This window comes from Aeromonas bestiarum, assembly GCF_000819745.1.
GTDB classification, from domain to species: Bacteria; Pseudomonadota; Gammaproteobacteria; order Enterobacterales; family Aeromonadaceae; genus Aeromonas; species Aeromonas bestiarum.
This window is the reverse complement of the sequence record NZ_CDDA01000001.1, coordinates 1-21,686: the sequence shown is the minus strand read 5'-3', so window position 1 is coordinate 21,686 and position 21,686 is coordinate 1. Positions and strand designations below refer to the sequence as shown.

The following is a 21,686-nucleotide window of genomic DNA, read 5'->3' as shown; positions in this document are numbered from 1 at the left end:
ACGGTGCCGCTGACCGGGATCTGCTGACCCGCTTCGGCGGCGTTGATGACGTCGTCGGCGGTGATGTTGGCATCCAGCTCGATGGCCAGGTCCGGGGCTGTGCTGTCCACGCTGCCATCATCGGTCGCTGTGGCTATGTTGCCGGCAGGATCGGTGACATTGGCGGTGACCGTATAGGAGCCGTCCGCCAGCGGTGTGGTGACATCAACGCTGAAGCTGCCATCCGGATTGACGGTCGTGGTCAGGGTCTGTTGATTGCCATTGGCATCCGTGACCAGCAAGGTCACAGTGCTGCCTGCGGGGGCATCAGTGGTGCCGGTCAGGGTCGGGGTCGTGTCGTTGGTATTGTCCGGGGCGGAGACTGTGATCACCGGTGGCACCAGGTCGATCAGCTGATCTTCCTCACCCGCGAACGCATCGCCAATCACACCCGTGTCGGCCTGGGTGGCGGTGTCAAAGCCCGCCGTCGCTATGGTGGCATCGCCAATGCGATCTATGGTGACGAAACCACCGTTGCCGCTGGCACCCGCCACGCCGCCGATATTGCCACCGCCTGCGGCAGGAGCACCGCCGGCCGCCGCCGCTTCAAATGCCTTGGTCGGATCGGTGCCACCCAGAATGGCCTGTTGCAGGGCCGCTATGTCATCGGGATTGCCGGCAGGCACATCCTGATTCTGGGCCAGCAAGGGCGCCTGAGACGTTTCATCCTCAGCCTGCTGCTCGTTGGTCGGGCTCAGGGTGAAAGTCTGGTTGCCGCCGTTGAAGCTGGCGCCTTCAGGAGTGATCAGCACCGCATCCTTGGGCAGGACATCGCCTTCAGCAAGTGGCTTCTGGCTGCCATCTGCAGCGACCAAATAGATTTTGCCTTTCAACTGGGTAACGACGACGTCCTGATCCAATGCGATATTGTGGCTGCTCATGTTCTCTCCTGAATCTCTATTGGCATGCAATATTCCACCGTCTAATGTGCCCGTGAACGGCGCCAGAAACCAGTTAGAAAATTCGAATGGATAGACTGATTTGAAGCTGGATCGGCCGGTTAAACAGAAGGGTCAATGACGGGGATGGGAATTAATAAAATCAAGACGATCAATGTGTTGCATTTTGATGACGGGAGCACATCGCTGTGCTCCCGTCCGGGTCATGATCAGGCACCCGCCCACAACAGGATGGCGAGCAACTGGGGGGAGATGATCCGCAGGAACATCACCAGGGGGTAGACGGTGGCGTACGACAAAGCGCTGGCGCCACTGGTGGGATGCATGCCGTTGGCAAACGCCAGGGCGGGAGGATCCGTCATGGAACCGGCCAGCAATCCGCACAGGGTGAGATAGTTCATCTTGCCATACAGGCGGGCCAGCACACCGACCACCAGCAGCGGGATCAAGGTGATCGCCATGCCGTACATCATCCAGGCCGGGCCATCGCCGTTGATCAGGGTGTCGATGAAACCAGCACCGGACTTGAAGCCCACCACGGCCAGAAACAGCACTATGCCGATCTCCCGCAGCGCCAGGTTGGCGCTCGGCGGCATGAACCAGTAGAGCTTGCCGATGCTGCCGATCCGCGACAGGATGAGCGCCACCACCAGGGGGCCGCCCGCCAGACCCAGCTTGAGTGCCGCCGGAAACCCCGGCAGATAGAAGGGGATGGAGCCGAGCAGCACGCCCAGACCTATGCCGATGAACACCGGCAGCATCTGCACCTGCTGCAGCTTCTGCTGCACGTTGCCCACCACATTGGTCACCGCCTCTATGGCGTCGAGGCGACCCACCAGGTTGAGGATGTCACCAAACTGCAGGCTGGTCTGGCTGGTCGGCACCAGCTCGATACCGGCCCGGTTGAGGCGCGAGATGACCACATCGTATTTCTGCTTGATGTCGAGATCGCGGATCTTCTTGCCGAGCACCTGCTCGTTGGTCACCACCACCCGCTCCACCCGCAGATCTGTGCCGCGAGTCGAGAGCGAGGTCTCCACCTCCTCCCCCAGCACCAGCAACACCTTGTGCAGCGCGTGCCGCTCACCCACCAGGTGCAACAGGTCGCCGAGTTCGATGCGCGAGTCCGGCCGCGGCACCATCAGCTCCTCGCCACGCTTGAGGCGGGAACAGATGACATCGGCTTCGTCCAGGCTCGGGATCTCCCCCAGCATCAGGCCGTGCATGTTGGGGTTGCGCACCGCTATGTTGATGGTCTGCAGGCTCTCCTTGGTCTTGCCGGCCTGTTGCTCGAACTGGGCTGCTTCTTCGTCGATCTTGATGCGAAAAAACATGCGAATGAGCCACATGGTGAGCAGGATGCCGCAGATGCCGAACGGATAGGCGACGGCATAGCCCATGCCCATCAAACCGGTCGAACCGGGCACGGCCCCCAGCTCGGCCAGGATCTGCTGACCCGCACCGAGGGAAGGCGTGTTGGTCACGGCGCCGGAGAAGACCCCCAGGATCACCGGCAGCGGCACGTCAAACAGTTGATGCAGCGCCGCCGCGACCGCGCAGCCAAGCAACACCAGCAGGGCGGCGAAACCGTTCAGCTTGAGGCCGGAACTGCGCAGGGAGGAGAAGAAGCCGGGACCGACCTGGATGCCTATGGTGTAGACAAACAGGATCAGACCGAACTCCTGAATGAAGTGCAGGGTCTGTTCATCCAATGCAAGACCCGAGAGGCCGGAGAAGTGGCCCACTATGATGCCACCGAACAGCACACCTCCGATCCCCAAGCCAACGCCATAGACTCGCCAGTTTCCCAGCCAGAGCCCCAGCACTGCCACCAGCGACAACATGCTGATGGAAAGCGCGATATCACTCATTTCGTGCATCCTTTGCGAATTGAACTGTCCCTAGCTTGTCAGCAAATGCCGACGCCAACTGTGTGATACCGCACGAATTTATCCTTTTGAGCGGCAATAAATACCAATTAAGGGCTAGTCAGGCGACATAACCATAAATGGCCATAAAGTGACAAACACTGCCGCCCAGTACAAACAGATGCCAGATAGCGTGGTTATAGGGGATACGCTTGGCCACATAGAAGATGACCCCCAGGCTGTAGATGAGACCACCGAGCCCGAGCAGCAGCAAGCCTTCCCCCTCCAGATGGATGTAAAGCTGATAGATGACCACCAGCGACAACCAGCCCAGCATCAGATAGGTAAACAGCGACAGCTTCTTGAAGCGGTTGATGAAGAGCAGCTTGAACACCACCCCCGCCAGCGCCAGCCCCCAGATCACCACCATCAGCCCCTGGGCCAGCGGGGTATCGAGCGCCACCAGCAGGAAGGGGGTATAGGTACCGGCGATCAGCAGATAAATGGCGCAGTGATCAAATACCTTGCACCAGCGCCTCGCGGCCCCTTCCACCATGCTGTGATACAGGGTCGAGGCGAGATAGAGCAGCACCAGGCTGCCGCCATAGAGGCTGTAGCTGATGAGCGCCTGGGTGCCCTGCTCCCAGCCCTTGTTCAACAACAGGATCAACCCCAGGATCCCGAACACCAACCCCAAGCCGTGGCTGAGGCGATTGGCCAACTCCTCGCGGGGAGAATAATCCGTCACACTGCTCATTGCATACTCCTGCCCAAACTGGGCTCACTCTAGCCGCCGCCTTTTCAGAGTACAAGTGTTAGCTTAAAGAGGATGGTATCTGATTTGGCCAGCGCTCATGGCTGTCACCCGTTTGCCTTTGGTGTATGCTCTGCGGCCGATGCCCACCTAGCTGCTGCCGCCACGGCTGCTCACCACACAGTGACTCCCTGGCAACCCGGTCTGGAGAACCTGATGAAGTTGACTGAACTGTTTGCACTACCGGATCCGGCCTTCGGCCAGGCCGTGACGGCCCTGCTGGAGACCTTCCACCACTCGGATGACAGTCAGGCCCCCTACCAGCGCGACCACTTCACCCACCAGCTCGATCAATCCTGCATGCCGGCCATCGGCATCTCCATGGATGACTATCTGGCCCGGCTGGCCAGCCTGGTGCCCGGCGCTTCCCATCTCACCTCGCCACGCTACATGGGCCACATGACGGCGCCACTGCCGGCCTTTACCGCCGAGCTGTCACGCCTGCTGGTGATGCTCAACCAGAATCCGATGAAGATGGAGTCCTCCCGCCTGCTCAGCTTTCTGGAGCGGGAGGTGCTGGCCAAACTGCACCGCCTCATCTATCGCGCCGACGACGCCTTCTATGACGAGCAGATGCATGCCAAGGATGCCGCCCTCGGCGTCATGACCAGCGGCGGCACCATAGCCAACGTCACCGCCCTCTGGCTGGCGCGCAACCGTGCCTGTGGCGACAACCTGTTCGCCCTCTATGAGCAGGGCTATCGCGGCGCAGTGATCCTGGGCTCGCGCCTGATGCACTACTCCTTCGACAAGGGGATGGATCTGCTGGGGCTGGGCGCGCACAGCGTCTGGCGCCTCGCGACCGACGAGCAGAACCGGCTCGACATGGCGGCGCTGGAGCAGGCACTCATCCAGTGCAAGGAGCAGAAGCTCAAGGTGCTGGCGCTGGTCGGGGTGGCCGGCAGTACCGATTTTGGCTCCATCGATCCCCTGCCCGAGCTGGCGGCCATCGCAGCCCGCGAGCAGATCCACTTCCACGTGGACGCCGCCTGGGGCGGCCCGACCCTGTTTTCGCCCCGCTATCAGGGGCTGCTTGCAGGGATTGAACTGGCCGATACCGTGACCCTGGATGGTCACAAGCAACTGCTGGTGCCGCTCGGTACCGGCATGCTGCTCTGCCGCCAGCCGGATCTCATGATGACGGTCAAGCGGGAGGCACCCTACGCCATCCGTGCCAGCTCCTTTGATCAGGGCCGCTTCACCCTGGAGGGCACCCGCCCCGCCAATGCGCTCTATCTGGATGCGGCCTTCCAGCTGTTTGGCCAGCAGGGTTACGCCCGGCTTATCGAGGCCAACTACGACAGAGCCCGCCTGATGTCCGCGCTCATCAATGCCGACCCCGCCTTCGAACTGATGTCGGCCCCTGTGATGAACCTGCTCTCCTACCGCTGCATTCCCCCTCATCTGCAGGGCAAGGCGCCGGACGAGGCGGCCAACGACCAGATCAACGTATTCAACGTCGCATTGCAGAAAGCCCAGCGGGCCGAGGGGCACAGCTTTGTCTCCCGCACCCAGCGGGCGGTAGGGCGCTACGGTGCCCAGCCGCTCACCCTGCTGCGCGCAGTGCTGCTCAATCCGCTCATCGAAGAGCGGCATATTCGCGAGCTGCTGGCGGACCAAAAGCGGTTGGGTGACCAGGTTTCCCGCCGGCTGTTCGGCTAGGCAGGCGACAGGGAACTGGACGCCAAATGGGCGGTCTTATTCATTTGCCGTTGTCTACCTTGCAGGTAGACTGGACAAAATTTTGCGGTCTTTTTTGAGGGCTATGAGCCAGACATGAAGCAATTTATTGAATTTATTCCACTTATCGTTTTCTTTGCGGTCTACAAGTTCTACGACATCTACACGGCCACCGGCGCCCTTGTCGTCGTGACCGGTCTGCAGCTCATCTACAGCTGGGTGCGTTATCGCAAGGTCGAGAAGATGCAGCTGTTTACCTTCCTGCTGGTCGGTTTCTTCGGCGGCCTCACCGTCTTCTTCCACGACGACACCTTCATCAAGTGGAAAGTCACAGTCATCAACGTGCTGTTCGCACTGGGCCTGCTCATCAGCCGCTACGGCTTTGGCAAGAACCTGATCAAGCAGATGCTGGGCAAGGAGCTGCAGGCACCTGATGCCATCTGGGATAGAGTCAATCTGGCCTGGGTCGGCTTCTTTACCGCCTGTGGCCTGCTCAACCTCTACGTGGCCTTCAACCTGCCGCAGGAGATGTGGGTCAACTTCAAGGTGTTCGGCTTGCTTGGCATGACGCTGGTGTTTACCCTGCTGAGCGGTGTCTATCTCTACCGCCACCTGCCCGCCGAGCAGAAAGGCGAGCTGAAAAAATAACCGCCATCAGAAAAGGATCCTCTCATGTGGTATCTCATCTACGCCGAAGATGTTCCCAACAGTCTGCCGCTGCGCAAGCAGGTGCGCCCAGCTCATCTGGCCAGGCTGCAGGCCTTGCAGGATGAAGGCCGGCTGCTGACCGCCGGCCCCAACCCGGCCATCGATGCCGACGATCCCGCCGATGCGGGCTTCACCGGCAGCACAGTCATCGCCGAGTTTGCCAGTCAGGCCGATGCCAAGGCCTGGGCCGATGCCGACCCCTATGTGGCGGCCGGTGTCTACGCCAGGGTGACCATCAAGCCGTTCAAGAAAGTGTTCTGACAAAACGCCATACCCAAGATGCAAAGAGGCCGGACGCTGGTGTGCAACCAGATCCGGCCTCTTTCTATTCAGCAGTATCACCAATGGGCTCACGCCCTGGCGACAAACCAGGGGTTGAGGATGTCCGGCTTGTTGTAGACCAGGGGTGACCCATCGAGCTGGGTCACGCTGCCTCCGGCCCCTTCCAGCACAGCCTGCGCCGCAGCGGTATCCCACTCGCAGGTGGGGGCAAGGCGCGGATAGAGCTCGGCGCCCCCTTCGGCGATGATGCAAAACTTGAGAGAGCTGCCCATGGAGACCAGCTCAATCTCGCCCCGCGCTATGTCACCAAAGCGCGCCAGGTAATCCAGGGTAGCCTGGGACAGGTGATTGCGGCTGCCCACCACCCGCCAGGGCGCCCCTTCCTGATGAGGCAAGGTCTGGATGGCTTCACGCTTGCCATCGGCCACACGCCAAGCTCCGACCTCCTTGCCGCCATACCAGAGCCGGTCCAGCACGGGGGCATAGACCAGACCCCACAGCGGCTTGCCATCCTCAATCAGCGCGATATTGACGGTGAACTCGCCGTTGCGGGAGACAAACTCCTTGGTGCCGTCGAGCGGATCCACCAGCCAGTAGCGTGACCAGCCATGGCGCAACCCCATCACCTCGGGACCGGACTCCTCCGACAGCACAGGAATATCGGGGGTGAGCCCTGCCAGCGCCTGCACTATCACCTCATGCGCCCCCTGATCGGCTGCGGTCAACGGGCTCTCGTCCCCCTTGTACTCCACCGTAAAGGGCTGACTGTAGATGGCCATGATGGTGTCACCGGCGGCGCGGGCTATGGGCTCCAGCTCGGAGATTGCGGGAAAAAACATAGAAAAGACATCCTGGTCAAATGGTTAGCACAGTGTACCCATTTTGGAATGGCATGGGTTATAGCCGATTTAGCTGAGTTATAACCCTGTCACTTCTGACAGACAAAAAATGGCGCGACTCGACTAATCCTCAATAGCAACCCCACACAACACAAGGACGTGAAGCCATGAACTACAAGACCCTGACCGCCACCCTGCTGCTGAGCTGCCTGCCCCTGTTGAGCCAGCCTCTGCTGGCCGCCGACAAGCCGGCTGCCAAGCCAGCCACCACAGTCACCACCGCGAAGGAGAGCGGCAAGGTGAACCTGAATACGGCGAATATCAATGAGTTAACTGCCCTCAAGGGGATCGGCGAGAAGAAGGCCCAGGCCATCGTCGACTTTCGCGAGAAGCAGGGCAAGTTCACCACGGTCGAACAACTTGCCGATGTCAGCGGCATAGGGCCGGCAACCCTGGAAGCAAATCGGGACATGATCATCGTCAAGTAACCGCTTTGGACCTCCCCATCATGAGGGCAGCCTGTGGCTGCCCTATTTTTCTTCGGGTATCATGAGCCCACTTTGTATCTCTGGACTCTCTCCATGAAAAAGACACCGCTCGTTGTACGCAAGGCCGTTCTTCCTGTCGCCGGTTTGGGCACCCGCATGCTGCCTGCCACCAAGGCCATCCCGAAAGAGATGCTGCCAGTGGTCGACAAGCCGCTGATCCAGTATGTGGTGCGCGAAGCCATCGCCGCCGGCATCAAGGAGATCATCCTGGTGACGCACTCGAGCAAGAACTCCATCGAGAACCACTTCGACAAGAGCTTCGAACTGGAAGCGACCCTGGAAAAGCGGGTCAAGCGGCAGCTGCTGGAAGAGGTACAACACATCTGCCCCAAAGACGTCACCATAATGCACGTCCGTCAGGGCGAAGCCAAAGGCCTGGGTCATGCCGTGCTCTGTGCCCGCCCGCTGATCGGCGACAACCCGTTTGCGGTCCTGCTGCCTGACGTGCTGATCGATGAAGTGGCCAGCAACCTCAAGCAGGACAACCTGGCCGAGATGGTGCACATGTTCGAAGAGGATCACATCAGCCAGATCATGGTGGAAGCCGTCCCCGAGAGCGAAGTGGACAAATACGGCATCGCCGACATCAAGGGCGAGGCCCTGAGCGAAGGCATGTCCCTGCCGATGCAGGCCATCGTCGAGAAGCCGCCCCGTGACGAAGCCCCTTCCAACCTGGCCGTGGTCGGCCGTTACGTGCTCTCCTCCAACATCTGGCCGCTGCTGGAGAAGACGCCGGCCGGTGCCGGCGACGAGATCCAGCTGACCGACGCCATCGCCATGCTGATGGAGCAGGAGCAGGTCAACGCCTACTTCATGAAGGGTCGCAGTCACGACTGCGGCAGCAAGATGGGTTATATGAAAGCCAACGTGGAATATGCCGTGCGCCACCCGGAACTGAACGGTGAATTCATTGCGTGGCTGAAACTGTTCGTCAAACAGTTGTAATAGCTGAATATTTAACCTGTTAATAGAATTATATACTGGGCATCATTCGATGCCCTTTTTCATTTTATAAACAAATATTCAACCATTGATAGATAAAATATCGCTAAATCATAATATTGTAATTTAATCACGCTTGTTCTATAAGGATTAAGGCTTGTTCCTAGCCCTTGCATAAAATTCCTAAAAAAATATAAGACACAGGTGGAAGTTCCAATGAATAATCCGTCCAAAGGGACCTTTTTAGGTCACCCTAAAGGGCTTTTTTTGCTCTTTAGTACCGAACTGTGGGAGAGATTCTCCTATTACGGCATGCGTGCCGTGCTCGTCCTCTATCTGACTGACATGACTGCCAACGGCGGCATGGGCTGGACTCAGGCCGACGCCCTCAAGCTGTACGGCATCTATACCGGTCTGGTCTACATCACCCCCATCATAGGTGGCTGGCTGGCGGATACCTTCCTCGGCCAACGTCGTGCGATCCTGATCGGTGCCATCTTCATGGCCGCGGGTCAATTCACCCTGGCCCTGCCGCACGCCATGTTCCCGGAGATGGTCAACAACGTCTTCTACGCGGGCCTGGCCCTGTTGATTCTGGGTAACGGTCTGTTCAAACCGAACATCTCCACCATGGTGGGTGACCTGTACAAGGAAGGTGACCACCGTCGTGACGGTGCCTTCACCATCTTCTACATGGGCATCAACCTGGGCTCCCTGCTGGCCGGCGTGATCTGTGGCGCCGCCGCGACTGCCTACGGCTGGCAAGCCGCCTTCGTCAGCGCCGGTATCGGCATGCTGCTCTCCCTGGTGGTGCAGGCCACCATGGCCCAGCGTTTCCTGGGTGACATAGGTCGTGTGCCGGCCGCCCAGCGCGCCGCCGAGCAACGCTCCAAGGAGCAGAAGGCGCCGCTGACCAAGCAGGAAGTGGATCGCATCAAGGTCATCCTGGTACTGGGTCTGTTCACCATCATCTTCTGGGCTGGCTTCGAGCAGGCCGGTGGTCTGATGAACCTGTACGCGCAGGAATATACCGACCGCATGATCGGCAGCTTCGAAGTGCCGACCGCCTGGTTCCAGTCCCTGAACCCCTTCTTCATCATCACGCTCGCCCCCATAGTCGCGGCCATCTGGATCAAGCTCGGCAGCAAAGAGCCGAACTCCCCGGTGAAGTTCGCCATGGGTCTGCTGTTCCTGGCCGTGGGCTTCCTGTTCATGATCGGTGCCGTGCTGGAGCAAGGTGGCGATCAGGCCGTCAAGACCTCCATGTTCTGGCTGGTCGGTGCCTATCTGTTCCACACCCTGGGTGAGCTCTGCCTCTCTCCGATCGGTCTCTCCATGGTGACCAAGCTGGCTCCGTTGCGTCTGGCCTCCCTGATGATGGGTGCCTGGTTCGGCTTCGTTGCCCTGGCCAACTACATCGCCGGCTTCGTCGGCTCCTTCGTCGGCGAGTCCGGTGCCATCGCCATCTTCGGCGGCATCGCCATCGCCGCCGTGATCAGCGCCCTGATCCTGCTGACCATGGCCAACCGCCTGGTCTACTGGATGCACGGTGCCGAAGGCCCGGCCAAAGAGCCGGAAGAGCACGACAAGAAACTGCAGTCTGCCACCGTCTAACCGGTTCGGATTGTGATGAACAAACAGGGCGCCCGATGGGCGCCCTGTTTGTTTCTGTCTGCGGCGGATCTGCCTCAGTGGTGGCGTACCTGCACATGGAGGGCGCTGCCGCTGTCGCTGCGAAACTGCAGGTCAAACGGCTCGTGCCAGCTGCGCTTGTGCAGCGCGTAGTGGCTGCTGCGCAGCAAACCGAGCGGCAGGCCGCCGGAGCGCATCAACCAGTGCGGTGAGGTGAGCCCGGCATTGGCAAACACCAGACCATCTTCCTGATCGAACAGCAGGGCGGCCATGGCGAAGGAGTGGCGCAAGCCGGATTCGATGAGCTGCAGATTGAGGTAGTCGAGCAGCCGGTGCGGCTGGGTCAGCAGCAGGCTCTCCTTGTGCTGAAACTGGCGATAGGGAGCATTCATCAGGGAACGCACCAGGGCGCCGCAGAAGGCGGCATCCACCCCGAGCACCGGCAGCTCCATCACCAGCACCAGCAGCTTGTCGTCCAGCTTGAAGGTGTCTGGAATGAACAGGTTGCCCATCCCCTCGAACGTCACCTGCCAGGGGCCCCACTCCTGCAGGCCGGGTGGCCTCAACCAGGCCAGCAGACGGGTTGCCGCCTTGTCGTGATCGCGAAAGAAGTCGATGTGATCCATCAACTCCAGTTGCTGCCCGTGACCATAGTTGGCCGCCAGACACTGATCTATGCTGCGGCGCACCTGACCGAAGTCCGAGACCGGCTTGATCAGAAAATCGCAGGCACCGGCGCGCAAAGCACGCTCGACCGCCTCCATCTTGCTCTGCCCGGAGATGACGATGACGGGGATATGGGGATAGCGGGCAGACAGGCAGGCGATGACTTCATGCCCATCCATGTTGGGCATGTTCAGGTCGCACAGCACTATATCGGGGTGGTAGAGCGCGGCGGCAGAGAGGCCTTCAATCCCGTCCTCGGCCTGAAACACGCACGCCCCGTCATGCTCGAGATAAGTTACCAGCGAGTGGCGAAAAACCGCTTCATCTTCCACCACCAGGATCCGTAGTCCGGCTTTTGACATCTTGACAAAGCTCTTATTAGTCAATTAGTTATTTGAGTATTAAGCCTAGACCATAAGGGGCGGGCTTGACCAATCAGATGATTGCATAATCGTAATGGCGGGTATGCCATATGGCTATTCTGGCAGCCAACTGTTTGAAAAAGAGCGGGTAATGCCGCCCGCACGGCGCAATGACCCCGGCGAGAATGTTGGCCTTTTGGCCAGCCAGCAACCCCAAAAAAGGCGCCATGCCAATACGCATACCTGGCTCATCTCACGCCCGCTATTGCCACCAGGGTCGAACCGAACCTCATTTCCGACCCACAAACCGGCCTGCCGGCCCTCTGCCCGAGCGGCACGAATTGTATGAGACCTCGCCATGGGGGATAATGCCCTCCACTCCAGATCGTGAAGAGCACCATGACACCAGCCGAATACAGCGCCCTCGCCCATCCCAGATTGTCCCATCCGGCTCGCAGCCTCTATACCCTGCAGCTGCGCAGACTGGTGCAGGAAAATCAGCTGGCCCGGCTCAACTATCCCGAACTTGGGCGAGCCTTGGCGGTGGTCGATCCCGGTGATCCCAGCGGTTTCTGTTTTCAGGTCAACGCCCGCCAGCTGACCGAGCTGTTCGACGAGCTGATGGAGGCCGGGCTGCTGCAGGTCGAGGCGCAGGCCGACAGTGAGCACTACCATCAGTGCCCGTTCCTGCTGCCGCTGCTGACCCAGAAGGTGCGCAGTCCGCTGCCGGAGCGCCCCTTCCAGATGCACCTGCAGTGGCGCCCGGATGAGGAGCTGCCCGCCCTCGCCCGCCTGTGCGGGGTGATCGATGCCAGCTACAACGAAGAGGATCTGGGGGAGTTCATCGCCTACTGGCTGGGCCGCCCCGAGGTGTTCGACTCCCAGCATCAGTGGATGCTCAAGTTCATTCGTGCCCTCAAGACCCGCCGCTACGTCCGTCGCCAGCCGATGGAGGCGAAAGGTTACCAGCAGGTCACGTCAGCCCCTGCAGACTCAGGCCCGAGCAAACGGGCGCAGCAGATGATAGAAGAGGCCAAACGACTGGCCCAAGTGCAGACCCAGGAACAGGCGACGCAGCAGGAACCGGATAATGATTGATAGCGGCCCCCGCCTGCAGGCAAAATCAGTGCCTTGTCCCCCCATCCCTGACCCAGCAGAAGGAGCATTCCATGACTGACCCGCAAGATCCCCTGCGCCAGGAGCTGGAAGAGATCGAAGCCAAGCGAAAAAGAATCGCCAAGGCCAAACAGGACCACAGGGTGCACGACACCGAACTGAGCCAGCACGTGGGCGGCCTGCTTGAACGCATTCGCCGCCTGCAGGCCCAGACAGGTGGCAGCCAGTACGACTACGAGACCCTGCGCAAGGAGTACGACGCCAAGGCCAACGCCGAGGTGCGCGAGCTGCAGAAGGCGGCCCGTCAGGAGCGGATCCAGAAGCTGATCGCCCAGGCCGACCTCAACCCGGACTGGGTATTCGAGAAGATGGATGCCACCGATCCGGCGCTGCAATACCCCATGGAGACGGCTCGCTACTTCATCAGCGGCTTCGAGCACTGGGAGAAGAGCGGCGGCGGCTGCATGCTGATCTATGGCGACTACGGCACCGGCAAGTCCACCCTGGCGGGCGCCGTGGCCCACGAGCTGATCGAACGTCACCAGAAATCGGTGATCTTCCAGCAGTGGGCCTCCATAGTGGACCGCCTCTTCTTCAACGTGATCCAGGATCAGGAGGAGCGCAACCAGTACCGTCGTGCACTGGAAGAGGTTGACCTGCTGATCATCGACGAGGTGTCGGCCAACCGCGCCAAGATGGCGGAGAGCCAGTCCAGCTTCCTCGGCCACCTGCTGCGCCGCCGGCGCAACCTGTCGAAAAGCGTCATCATCATCACCAACCACAGCCCGCAGAGCCTGCATCAGGCCATCGGCGACTTCAGCTTCGAGGCGATCAAGGCGTTCAATCCGGTGGATATCCACCTGAGCGGTCCCAGCCGTCGTCCCAACATAGGCCACTACAACGGCTGATCCTGTGCGAGCCCGGGCCACCCGCCCGCGGCTCGCTGCATTTCCCCTGCTCACCCCTCAAATAAAAACAACTCTCATTTACAGCGCTGCACCAACCCTCTAGGCTACCCCTTTCATCACTGGGAGCAGCACAATGCCAACCACACTCATCTTCGGAGCCAGCCGCGGGCTGGGCCGCGCCTTCACCGAACACGCCCTGCGCCAGGGCCACAGGGTCGTGACCCTGGTCCGTAATCCGGAGATGGCCGCCGAGCTGCGCGCATTGGGAGTCGAGGTGGTTGAGGGAGACGCCCTCGACCATCAGGCCGTCGCGCAGGCTTGCTCACTCGCAGGTGACGAGGCCGGGGTGATCTCGACCCTCGGCAGCTTCCGCCAGCCGGCCCCCGTCGATTATCAAGGCAACCGCCAGGTGATCGATCAGATGGAGCTGGCCGGGCTCAAACGTCTGCTGCTGGTCACCTCGCTGGGTTGCGGTGACAGCTGGCAATACCTGCCCGAGCGGGCCAGGGCCGCCTTCGGTCACGAGGTACGCTTGAAGAGTCTGGCGGAGAGCTGGCTGCAGACCAGCGCGCTGACCTGGACCATAGTTCGCCCGGCTGGCTTGCAGGATGGCGAGGCCACAGGGCAGGCCGTGTTGAGCCAGGGGAGCGAGGTGCACGGTCTGGTGCGCCGCGCCGATGTGGCGGACCATGGGTTGCAACTGCTGAACGATGAGCGGGCAGTGGGGCAGATCTATGCCATCGGCGATCCCACCCTCAGCCGTAGGTGAGCAATCCGGATAACAAAACGGTCAGCCCCAGGGCTGACCGTTCTACTGTCTGATGTCGTCTAGCTGGCAGAGGGGCCAGGCTCAGTTGCCGTCTCCGCAGCCGCCTCGCCCGACGCGGCAGCCTCGTCCACAAGCGACCGCTGGCGCCAGCGCAGCAGCAGGCAGGCCAGAGCGCCGTAAAGCAGTGCCAGCCCCCACAACTGCCACCAGTAACGGGAAACCTGGGCAAACTCGGCCCCCATCTGGTTGAGGCGCAAGAAGCCCTCGATGGCCGGGGTGCTCGGCACCCACTGGGCCAGCCAGTTGAGGGGGGTCGGGATCAGCTCCAGCGGCCAGATGAAGCCCGCCAGGAAGACCAGCGGCATGGAGGAGAGCAATACCACCTGGGTCGGCAGATCCCGGCGGGTAAACAGGGCCCCCAGCACTATGCCAAGCCAGGTGGTTGCCAGCAGGAACGGCAGGGTGAACAGCCACAGCTCAGCCGGCTCGGCGGTGCGCACTATGTTGTAGTGATCGAAACAGAAGCCGAAGAAGTAGGTCACCGGCAGCACGAACAGCCCGCCCACCACCAGGGTTCTGGCCAGCAGCAGGGCAAGCACGGGGGCGCTCTGCCAATAGCCAGACTCCCCGCGACCGCTGCGCTGATTCTGGGTTGCCCCCAGGATCCCGGTGCCCATCAGCAGCACCTGATGCAGGATCAGCACGAACACGGCGGGCACCACGTAGTTCACATAGCCCATGGTGGGATTGAACACCGGCAGCACGTTGAGCCCGACCGAGTTCCAGCCCATGGCCGCCTGTGGCAGCGCCTCGCCCTGGCTGAGCAGACGCGTGACCTTGATCTGGGCCGCCAGGCTGCCACCCGCCAGGGCCAGCCCCTCGGCTATGGTGCCGTAGACCAGGAAGTAGGAGGCATCACCGGCATAGCTCAGGGTGACACTCCTGCCCTGCATCAGATCCCGATAGAAGTGGCGGGGAATGTGCAGTATGCCGCTCCCCTGCCCCGCTATCAGCAGCTGGCGCGCCTCTTCCAGGCTGTTGGCCCGTGCCACCAGTTTCACCTGCGGGGTGGCATCGGCCATGAACTCCAGCTGACGGGAGAGCTGACTGCCATCCTCATTGACCACCACCACAGGCTCTTCCCTTGGCAGTTGCTGCAGGTAGGGCTGCGGGTAGAGGAAGGAGTAGAAGAAGACGCCACCAAACAGGGTCAGCATGATGGCCCGATCGGCCAGCAGGGTACGCAGCTCCAGCCGCAGCAGATCCCAAAAACCTAGCATGACATCCACTCCTTCCACTGCCCGGCAGCAGAGCACGGTTCGAGCCGTATCAAACCCCAAAAACCTAGCATGAGGCAGGCTCCTTATCGGCAGCTTGGCGCGCCAGCTCGGCCTGCTGCTGGTAACGACGAACAACCAGCAACAGGGGCAGCAGGAACAGCAGCAAGGTCCCGAGCTGGGGCAGGGCCGCAGCGAACGGCTGACCGTAGTTGGTCTGCCCTATCTGCAGCTCCACATAGTGGGAGATGGGCAGTAGGCTGCGCCAGAACTGGGCGAAGTCCCCCATGGCACTGACCGGAAAGGTCACGCCCATGAAGGCAAAGCCCGGTGCCGTATAGGCGCCCGCCAGCGACAGGGCGCGGGCCGGATCCCGGATGACACCGTAGAAGAAGGCCCCCATGCTGACGCAGGCGGCCGAAGCCAGCCCCAGTCCCAGTGTCAGCACCAGCCAGCTGCCCTGCATCGGATAGCCAAACGCCTTGAACAGCATCAGGCTCCACGCCAGCCCCCAGGCCCACCCAATCAGCACATGGGGCAGCAAAGTGCGCCAGAGGCCGAACCAGACCCCTTGGCTGGTCCAGTCCAGCCCCAGCCGATCGGTACGGGCCAGGGCGTTGATCCCATAGAGCACCACCAGGATCTGCCACACCGCCGGCAACAGGGCACTCAGCAGGAACTGGGCATAGCTGGAGTTGATGTTGTAGAGCGCCGTCACCTGATTGCTGATGGGCACGGATTGTCCCAGGGCGCCGGACATGACCTTGCCATCGGCCATGGCGGCCAGTACGCCGACCTGGCCGTTGAGGGTCCCCACCACCTGGGACAAGGCCGAGTTGACCAGCTTGGCGATCAGGATGAACTGGCTGTTGTTGAACACAGTCACCTTGGGCTGGGTACCCTGACGGGCATCCCGCTCCAGATGGTGAGGGATCACCACCAGGGCATAGATGTCTCCCCCGCGCAGGGCGCGTGCCCCCTCGTCGATGGAGTCGAACTGGCCGGCAAGGCGCAGGCCGGCGGAACCGTCCAGCGAGAACGCCAGCTGACGGGAGAGGACGCTCTGATCCAGATCCACCAGACCGACGTTAAGATCCCGGGCCAGCCCGGCCGAGAAGATCCAGCAGAGGGTTCCCATCAACAGCAAGGGAACCCAGCTCATCAGGGCACGACCGAACGGATCCTGCCACAACAGCCGCCATTCGCGTCTCATCAGAGTTCGACCAGCACACTCATGCCGACTCGCAGACCGTCAACCGGTTGCAAGGGGCGCGCCTCCACCTGGAAGCTCTTCATGTCGAAGCCCTGACGGGTATCCGTGGCACGCCAGGTGGCAAAATCCCCCATCACGGCCACGTGGGTCACCTTGAAGCGTACCGTCTGCTCACCCAGACCCGGAATGGTGGCATCGAACTCAGTGCCCAGCGCGAAGCGGGGCAGCAGATCTTCGCGCACATGGAACTGGGCCCAGGCATCCTGCATGTCGAGCAGGGTCACCACAGGGAAGCCCTGTGGCGCCAGCTCACCGCTGCGCAGCAGCACCTGGGACACCTCCCCCGCGTGCGGGCTGGCGATGCGGGTATCGGCCAGATAGGCCTCCACTTCCGCCACCGAGCCCGCCGCCATGTTGGCCTGCTCCCGTGCCGCCACCTTGGTCTCTTCCCGCGCCCCTTCCAGGGTCATCTGGTATTGCTGCCAGGCCATGCCTTCGCTGTACTTGGCTGCCTGCCAGGCGGTCCAGGCCTCATCCCGTTTCTGCAACGGCATCACGCCATCCCGGTGCAGGCTGGCGATGCGCTCATAGGTCTTGGCCCGCAGCAGGGCTGCCGCCTTGGCCTTTTGCCACTGATCCTTGGCGCCAGCGATCTGCTGGGCACGCGCGCCCTTCTCTGCTTCCTCGGCCATGGCCCCTGCCGCAGCCTGACCCGCCTTGGCCTGGCTCAGCTTGGCCTCGATCTCGGGACTGGCCAGGGTGAACACCAGCTGATCCCGGGCCAGCTGGTCACCCTTCTTCACCAGCACCTCGTCGATGCGGCCCGCCACCTTGGAGGAGACCGAATACTGCTGCGCCTCAACCTGGCCCTGCAGGCGCACCGGCTCGGGCTGATAGGCGAGCCAGAAACGCCAGCCCAGCCAGATCACCAGCAGGACCAGCGCCAGTGGCAGCAGCAGCGGCTTGGCCTGGCTCATCTTCTTCTTGATGGGGGGATGACTCATGCATTCACCTCGACAAACGGGCGACCCTTGGCGGTCGAAACAGACATGGAAAACGGGACAGACAGGGCCGCGATCATGAATTCACCTCGATCGCCTGACCATGCTGATATTGATTGAAACTGTTCATCTGACCGGAGAGTGCCAACAGGCGCGCCAGCGAGATCACATATTGATAGGCGGCAGCGGCACGCTGGGTCTTGACCCCGGCCAGCTGGTTCTGGGCATCCACCACATCCAGCGAGGTGGAGAGCCCCTGCCCGAATGCCTTGTCCCGCAGCAGCACGTTCTCCTCGGCCAGCGCCTGAGTGGAGGAGAGAGACTGGTACTCTTCCAGCCCCTGCGCCGCCTCGCGCCAGGTCTTCTCGACCAGCAGTTCCAGATCCTCGCGGGTCTTGGCCTGCAGCAGATTGACCTGCAACTCGGCGCTCTTGGCCGCTTGTACCGTCTCGGAGCGACCGTCGCGACTCACCAGCGGCATACTGACGCCGACCCCGACCAACCAGTCCGGCGTGGTCTTGGAGGCCAGTGAATCATCCTCATAGAGGTTGTAGTTACCAAACAGGAACAGTTCGGGGGCATATTTGCCTTTCTCCAGCTTGATCATGCCCTGAGCCTGCTCCTTCTTGGCAGCCAGCAGCTTGAGGCCGGGATGCACCGCCAGGGTTTCCTGCACGAAGGCATCGAGTTGCGGCATGCTGTCGTTAATGAAGAGCTGGGTATTGGGTTCAGCCTGCTTGAGCTTGAGCATGTGGCCGAGTGCCAACTGGGCAATCTCCAGGCTTCGGCGGGACTTCTGGGTATCGATGCGCGCCCTGTCATAGGCCGACTGGGCCGACAGCCGCTCAACCTTGGCGATCTGCCCCTGGGCCTCCAGCTTCCTGGCATGATCCAGATGATGAGCCAGCCCCTGCTCTATCTCCTGCTTGGTCTGCACCACCTGTGCCGCCAGCACCACACCGAAATAGGTCTGGGAGAGGCTCTCGAAGGTGGATTGCTGTTTGAGCACCAGCAGCTGCTGCGCCTCGCTCACCTGCGCCTGGCGAATGTCCTGCGCGGCATCGATGCGACCACCGGTAAACAGCGGCCACAGCATCTTGACCGAGCTGGTTACCACGTTCTGCTTGGTCAGGGGAGTCACGAAATCACTGGCGGAGAGATTGAGCGCCTGCATGACGGGTGCAAGCACCTTGCCAAATTCCGGATGGTTGGCGATGGGGTTGAGATCCATCATGTCCAGTTCCATCGGCTGATCGAGATGGGTATAGCTGGCCCCCACGTCCACCTTGGGCAGATACATGGCCTTGGCCGCCTCGCGCAGTTGCTTGGATCTATCCACACCGGCCTGTTCCGCCGCCAGCCCGTCATCCTGCTGGATGACCCGGCTCCAGGCTTCGCCGAAACTGACCGTCTGCGCCTGGGCAGAACCCAGCACGGCCCCCAGCAGACATGGGCAGAGAGATTTGATGAACCTTGACGTCATACATCCCCAATCTGTTTGTAATGAAATTGTTTGGAGCCTTTGCTCGATTCAAGCCCGCTATCATAGCGCAAACCCCAACCGGATGGGGACAGGCAAATCGTCGAGTCCCTCGCTCATTTGACCCCGTAAACTCACCCCGACAATATGCCTGATTTTCAAGCACTCCTGAATTTGCAAGCCTTGGCGCGACGTTTTTTTCAGAAAAAAATGGCTGACGCTCAAATACTAACCTTTTCTCCTGACTAAAAAATGCGTAATATACGCCGCCCTAAGCCGATGGTAACCGTGGAATGCAGATAGGTCCCCACACGCTTGAAACTCCCTTGATTGTGGCTCCCATGGCCGGTGTAACAGACCGACCATTTCGTGAACTTTGTTTGCGATTGGGCGCTGGCATGGCCGTTTCCGAGATGCTGCTGGCCAACCCGGATGTCTGGGATACCCAGAAAACCAGGATGAGAATGGATCACTCTGCAGAAGGTGGCTTGCGATCGGTCCAGATTGCCGGAGCCGACCCCGAGATGATGGCGTTTGCCGCCCGCTACAACGTGGAGCAGGGCGCTCAGATCGTCGACATCAACATGGGATGTCCAGCAAAAAAAGTGAACAAGAAGTTGGCAGGTTCCGCCCTGCTGCGCCATCCCGATCTGGTCAGAACAATCTGCCGGGCCGTAGTGGATGCAGTGGATGTGCCTGTTACCTTGAAGATCCGCACAGGATGGGATCCGGATAACCGCAATGGCGAGGAGATCGCCCGAATCGCCGAAGATTGCGGTATCGCGGCCCTCGCCGTGCATGGTCGTACCCGTGCCTGCCTCTACCGGGGTCACGCTGAGTACGACACGATTAAGGCGATTAAGCAGGCCGTATCGATTCCTGTTGTCGCCAATGGCGACATAGACAGCCCGGAGAAGGCCCGGTATGTCCTCGACTATACCGGCGTTGATGCCGTGATGATCGGCCGTGCAGCGCAAGGACGACCCTGGATTTTCCGGGAAATCCGTCATTTTCTTGAAACGGGTACCAAGCTGCCGCCTCCTGAAAGGGAAGAGGTTCGCACCCTGATGAACGAGCATGTAACCAACCTGCACCAGTTTTATGGTGCATATCTGGGAGCGCGCATTGCCCGTAAACACGTGGGCTGGTATCTGGATGAAGAAGAGACGGGCCGAGAATTCCGTAAGCACTTCAATGCCCTGGATTGTGCAGACGCACAACTAGAGGCACTCGAAGCGTATTTCGATGGATTAGGTTAACGCATAACTAAAGAGCCGACCGAATATGTTCGAACAAACCCTGACTTCTGATGCATTGGTAACAACTACTCACAATCACGCTGCCGAGCCGACCCAGCGCCCCCTGCGTGACTCTGTGCAACAGGCCCTGCGTAACTACCTGGCCCAGTTGAACGGTCAGGAAGTGATTGATCTGTACGATATGGTCCTCTCCGAAGTCGAAGCTCCCATGCTGGACGTGATCATGCAATACACCCGCGGTAACCAAACCCGCGCCGCTGTGATGATGGGCATCAACCGTGGCACCCTGCGCAAGAAACTCAAGCGCTACGGCATGAACTGATCTCGATCAGACCTGCTGCAGTGCAGACGAAGGCGTATTCCAGCGATGGGATACGCCTTTTTCTATGCCCGGTTGTCTCTAATGGCAGAGTCTCACTCCGTGGCCAGCTTGATACCCAGCCCCACGAACAGCCCCCCCATCAAGTGGTTGAGCCAAGCTCCCAACCGGGTCGACAAACGCACCTTGCGACTTGCATAGGCGGTAAAGAACGCCAGCAGGTGGCACCAGATCATGCCGTTGAAATTGAAGATGCAGCCCAGCAAGATGAAGGCCAGCGCCTTCTGCGGCGCATCGGGGGCGATGAACTGGGGCACGAAGGCGAGGAAGAAGAGCGCTACCTTGGGATTGAGCAGATTGGTCAGCAATCCCTGCCGATAGATCCGACCATAAGAGAGCACAGGCAACGCCACAGCCGCATTGGTGGCGGAAGGAGCCTTGGTGCCTTGCCATAACATGGAAAGCCCCAGGTAGACCAGATAGAGCGCCCCCATCAACTTGATGACGGCGAACAGCTCGGCCGAAGCGCTCAGCACAGCCGACAACCCCAGTGCCGCCGCCAGCACATGCACCATGGTGCCCGTCCCAATCCCCAGCGCCGCCACTGAACCCGCCCGCCAACCCTGAGAGCCGCTGCGCAGCATGATGAGCAGGGAATCCGGCCCGGGCATCATGTTCAACAGCAAACCAGATACGATAAACAACGCCAGATCGTGGATCCCCAACATACACGGCTCCTTGCTCGTGAAAGAGACAGTCTATGGATCCCGTATCTCTTGTCATCCCCCATCGCAACAATAGTGATTATTAACGAAGGGAATAGCAGAAAAGCCTGGTGCACATTAGTCCGAGTTGGAACCCATGGTTGAGAGGGTATTGAGCAGAGCCCACATCCTGGCTTTAGTTCGCGCCAGCAAGCGACATGGACGGGGATATATAACGATGGATGGCGCAGCCATCCGGAATAGAGCGGGGGAAAAATAAACGAATAAGAGGTCAGAAGGAAAGCATCACCTGGCCATTGCAACCCGGCGCTTGAATGTCAGGCAATAAAAAAACCCGCTC

The 21,686-nt window shown here is 60.5% G+C and carries 22 protein-coding genes; 11 read left to right on the top strand and 11 right to left on the bottom strand.

The features are described 5' to 3' along the window. The 3 genes from BN1118_RS00105 to trhA form a co-directional block, all read right to left on the bottom strand. A partial coding sequence (locus tag BN1118_RS00105; RefSeq protein ID WP_043554012.1) for a retention module-containing protein occupies positions 1-920 on the bottom strand: 920 nt, incomplete at its 3' end. A gap of 227 nt (positions 921-1,147) precedes the next feature. Beyond that, the gene (locus BN1118_RS00100; protein ID WP_043554011.1) at positions 1,148-2,809 is read right to left on the bottom strand and encodes a putative transporter; all 1,662 of its coding nucleotides are present in this window, start codon (positions 2,807-2,809) and stop codon (positions 1,148-1,150) included. 118 nt (positions 2,810-2,927) lie between these two features. Further along, on the bottom strand, positions 2,928-3,563 hold the full coding sequence (trhA, locus tag BN1118_RS00095; protein ID WP_043554009.1) for a PAQR family membrane homeostasis protein TrhA: 636 nt from the start codon (positions 3,561-3,563) through the stop codon (positions 2,928-2,930). 213 nt (positions 3,564-3,776) lie between these two features. On the opposite strand from trhA, the gene BN1118_RS00090 reads away from it, so the two are divergent. The 3 genes from BN1118_RS00090 (at position 3,777) to BN1118_RS00080 (ending at position 6,269) form a co-directional block, all read left to right on the top strand. Continuing rightward, a complete protein-coding gene (locus BN1118_RS00090; RefSeq protein ID WP_043554007.1) occupies positions 3,777-5,282 on the top strand; it encodes a pyridoxal-dependent decarboxylase in 1,506 nt (501 codons plus the stop codon). A gap of 114 nt (positions 5,283-5,396) precedes the next feature. After that, a complete protein-coding gene (locus tag BN1118_RS00085) occupies positions 5,397-5,948 on the top strand; it encodes a septation protein A (RefSeq protein WP_042866146.1) in 552 nt (183 codons plus the stop codon). A 24-nt stretch (positions 5,949-5,972) separates the two neighbouring features. Continuing rightward, positions 5,973-6,269 carry a YciI family protein gene (locus BN1118_RS00080; RefSeq protein WP_043135321.1) on the top strand — a complete coding sequence of 99 codons (297 nt, stop codon included), beginning with the start codon at positions 5,973-5,975 and terminating at the stop codon, positions 6,267-6,269. An 89-nt stretch (positions 6,270-6,358) separates the two neighbouring features. Here the strand turns inward: BN1118_RS00080 and cysQ are convergent, their stop codons facing one another. Then, entirely contained in the window at positions 6,359-7,129 is a 771-nt protein-coding gene (gene cysQ, locus BN1118_RS00075; protein WP_043554005.1) for a 3'(2'),5'-bisphosphate nucleotidase CysQ, read from the bottom strand. 167 nt (positions 7,130-7,296) lie between these two features. Between cysQ and BN1118_RS00070 the strand changes: the two genes are divergently transcribed. The 3 genes from BN1118_RS00070 (at position 7,297) to BN1118_RS00060 (ending at position 10,233) form a co-directional block, all read left to right on the top strand. After that, positions 7,297-7,617, top strand: a complete 321-nt coding sequence (locus BN1118_RS00070) for a ComEA family DNA-binding protein (protein WP_042866149.1) — start codon at positions 7,297-7,299, stop codon at positions 7,615-7,617. A gap of 93 nt (positions 7,618-7,710) precedes the next feature. After that, a complete protein-coding gene (gene galU, locus BN1118_RS00065; RefSeq protein WP_043554014.1) occupies positions 7,711-8,622 on the top strand; it encodes a UTP--glucose-1-phosphate uridylyltransferase GalU in 912 nt (303 codons plus the stop codon). Positions 8,623-8,835: 213 nt separating this feature from the next. Beyond that, positions 8,836-10,233 (top strand): peptide MFS transporter, encoded by a 1,398-nt coding sequence (locus tag BN1118_RS00060; protein WP_042866150.1) that lies wholly within the window; start codon positions 8,836-8,838, stop codon positions 10,231-10,233. Between the two features lie 74 nt (positions 10,234-10,307). Here BN1118_RS00060 and BN1118_RS00055 read toward each other — a convergent pair whose 3' ends face one another. Next, a complete protein-coding gene (locus BN1118_RS00055) occupies positions 10,308-11,279 on the bottom strand; it encodes a response regulator (protein ID WP_043554002.1) in 972 nt (323 codons plus the stop codon). 73 nt (positions 11,280-11,352) lie between these two features. Then, positions 11,353-11,520 (bottom strand): hypothetical protein, encoded by a 168-nt coding sequence (locus tag BN1118_RS21475; RefSeq protein WP_156994776.1) that lies wholly within the window; start codon positions 11,518-11,520, stop codon positions 11,353-11,355. A 158-nt stretch (positions 11,521-11,678) separates the two neighbouring features. Here BN1118_RS21475 and BN1118_RS00050 point away from each other — a divergent pair, with 158 nt between their 5' ends. From BN1118_RS00050 to BN1118_RS00040, 3 genes are all read left to right on the top strand, one after another. Then, a complete protein-coding gene (locus tag BN1118_RS00050; RefSeq protein WP_043554000.1) occupies positions 11,679-12,377 on the top strand; it encodes a DnaT-like ssDNA-binding domain-containing protein in 699 nt (232 codons plus the stop codon). Positions 12,378-12,448: 71 nt separating this feature from the next. Then, on the top strand, positions 12,449-13,303 hold the full coding sequence (locus BN1118_RS00045) for a DnaA ATPase domain-containing protein (protein WP_042866153.1): 855 nt from the start codon (positions 12,449-12,451) through the stop codon (positions 13,301-13,303). Between the two features lie 133 nt (positions 13,304-13,436). Beyond that, positions 13,437-14,072, top strand: coding sequence for an SDR family oxidoreductase (locus BN1118_RS00040; RefSeq protein ID WP_043553997.1), 636 nt, complete (start codon positions 13,437-13,439; stop codon positions 14,070-14,072). Between the two features lie 59 nt (positions 14,073-14,131). Here the strand turns inward: BN1118_RS00040 and BN1118_RS00035 are convergent, their stop codons facing one another. The 4 genes from BN1118_RS00035 to BN1118_RS00020 all read right to left on the bottom strand — a co-directional run bounded on the left by BN1118_RS00035 (position 14,132) and on the right by BN1118_RS00020 (position 19,046). After that, positions 14,132-15,352, bottom strand: a complete 1,221-nt coding sequence (locus BN1118_RS00035) for an ABC transporter permease (RefSeq protein WP_043553996.1) — start codon at positions 15,350-15,352, stop codon at positions 14,132-14,134. 64 nt (positions 15,353-15,416) lie between these two features. Next, on the bottom strand, positions 15,417-16,562 hold the full coding sequence (locus BN1118_RS00030; RefSeq protein WP_043553994.1) for an ABC transporter permease: 1,146 nt from the start codon (positions 16,560-16,562) through the stop codon (positions 15,417-15,419). Next, on the bottom strand, positions 16,562-17,566 hold the full coding sequence (locus BN1118_RS00025) for an HlyD family secretion protein (RefSeq protein WP_084213951.1): 1,005 nt from the start codon (positions 17,564-17,566) through the stop codon (positions 16,562-16,564). Before BN1118_RS00025 ends, BN1118_RS00030 begins: the two co-directional genes overlap by 1 nt. Before the next feature lie 73 nt (positions 17,567-17,639). Further along, entirely contained in the window at positions 17,640-19,046 is a 1,407-nt protein-coding gene (locus BN1118_RS00020; RefSeq protein WP_043553992.1) for a TolC family protein, read from the bottom strand. Positions 19,047-19,336: 290 nt separating this feature from the next. Between BN1118_RS00020 and dusB the strand changes: the two genes are divergently transcribed. Beyond that, the gene (dusB, locus tag BN1118_RS00015; protein ID WP_005318109.1) at positions 19,337-20,302 is read left to right on the top strand and encodes a tRNA dihydrouridine synthase DusB; all 966 of its coding nucleotides are present in this window, start codon (positions 19,337-19,339) and stop codon (positions 20,300-20,302) included. Positions 20,303-20,327: 25 nt separating this feature from the next. After that, positions 20,328-20,624, top strand: coding sequence for a DNA-binding transcriptional regulator Fis (gene fis / locus BN1118_RS00010; protein ID WP_005309538.1), 297 nt, complete (start codon positions 20,328-20,330; stop codon positions 20,622-20,624). A gap of 92 nt (positions 20,625-20,716) precedes the next feature. Here fis and BN1118_RS00005 read toward each other — a convergent pair whose 3' ends face one another. Next, positions 20,717-21,349: a LysE family translocator gene (locus tag BN1118_RS00005; RefSeq protein ID WP_043553988.1), complete on the bottom strand. Its 633-nt coding sequence runs from the start codon at positions 21,347-21,349 to the stop codon at positions 20,717-20,719. Positions 21,350-21,686: the final 337 nt, after the last annotated feature.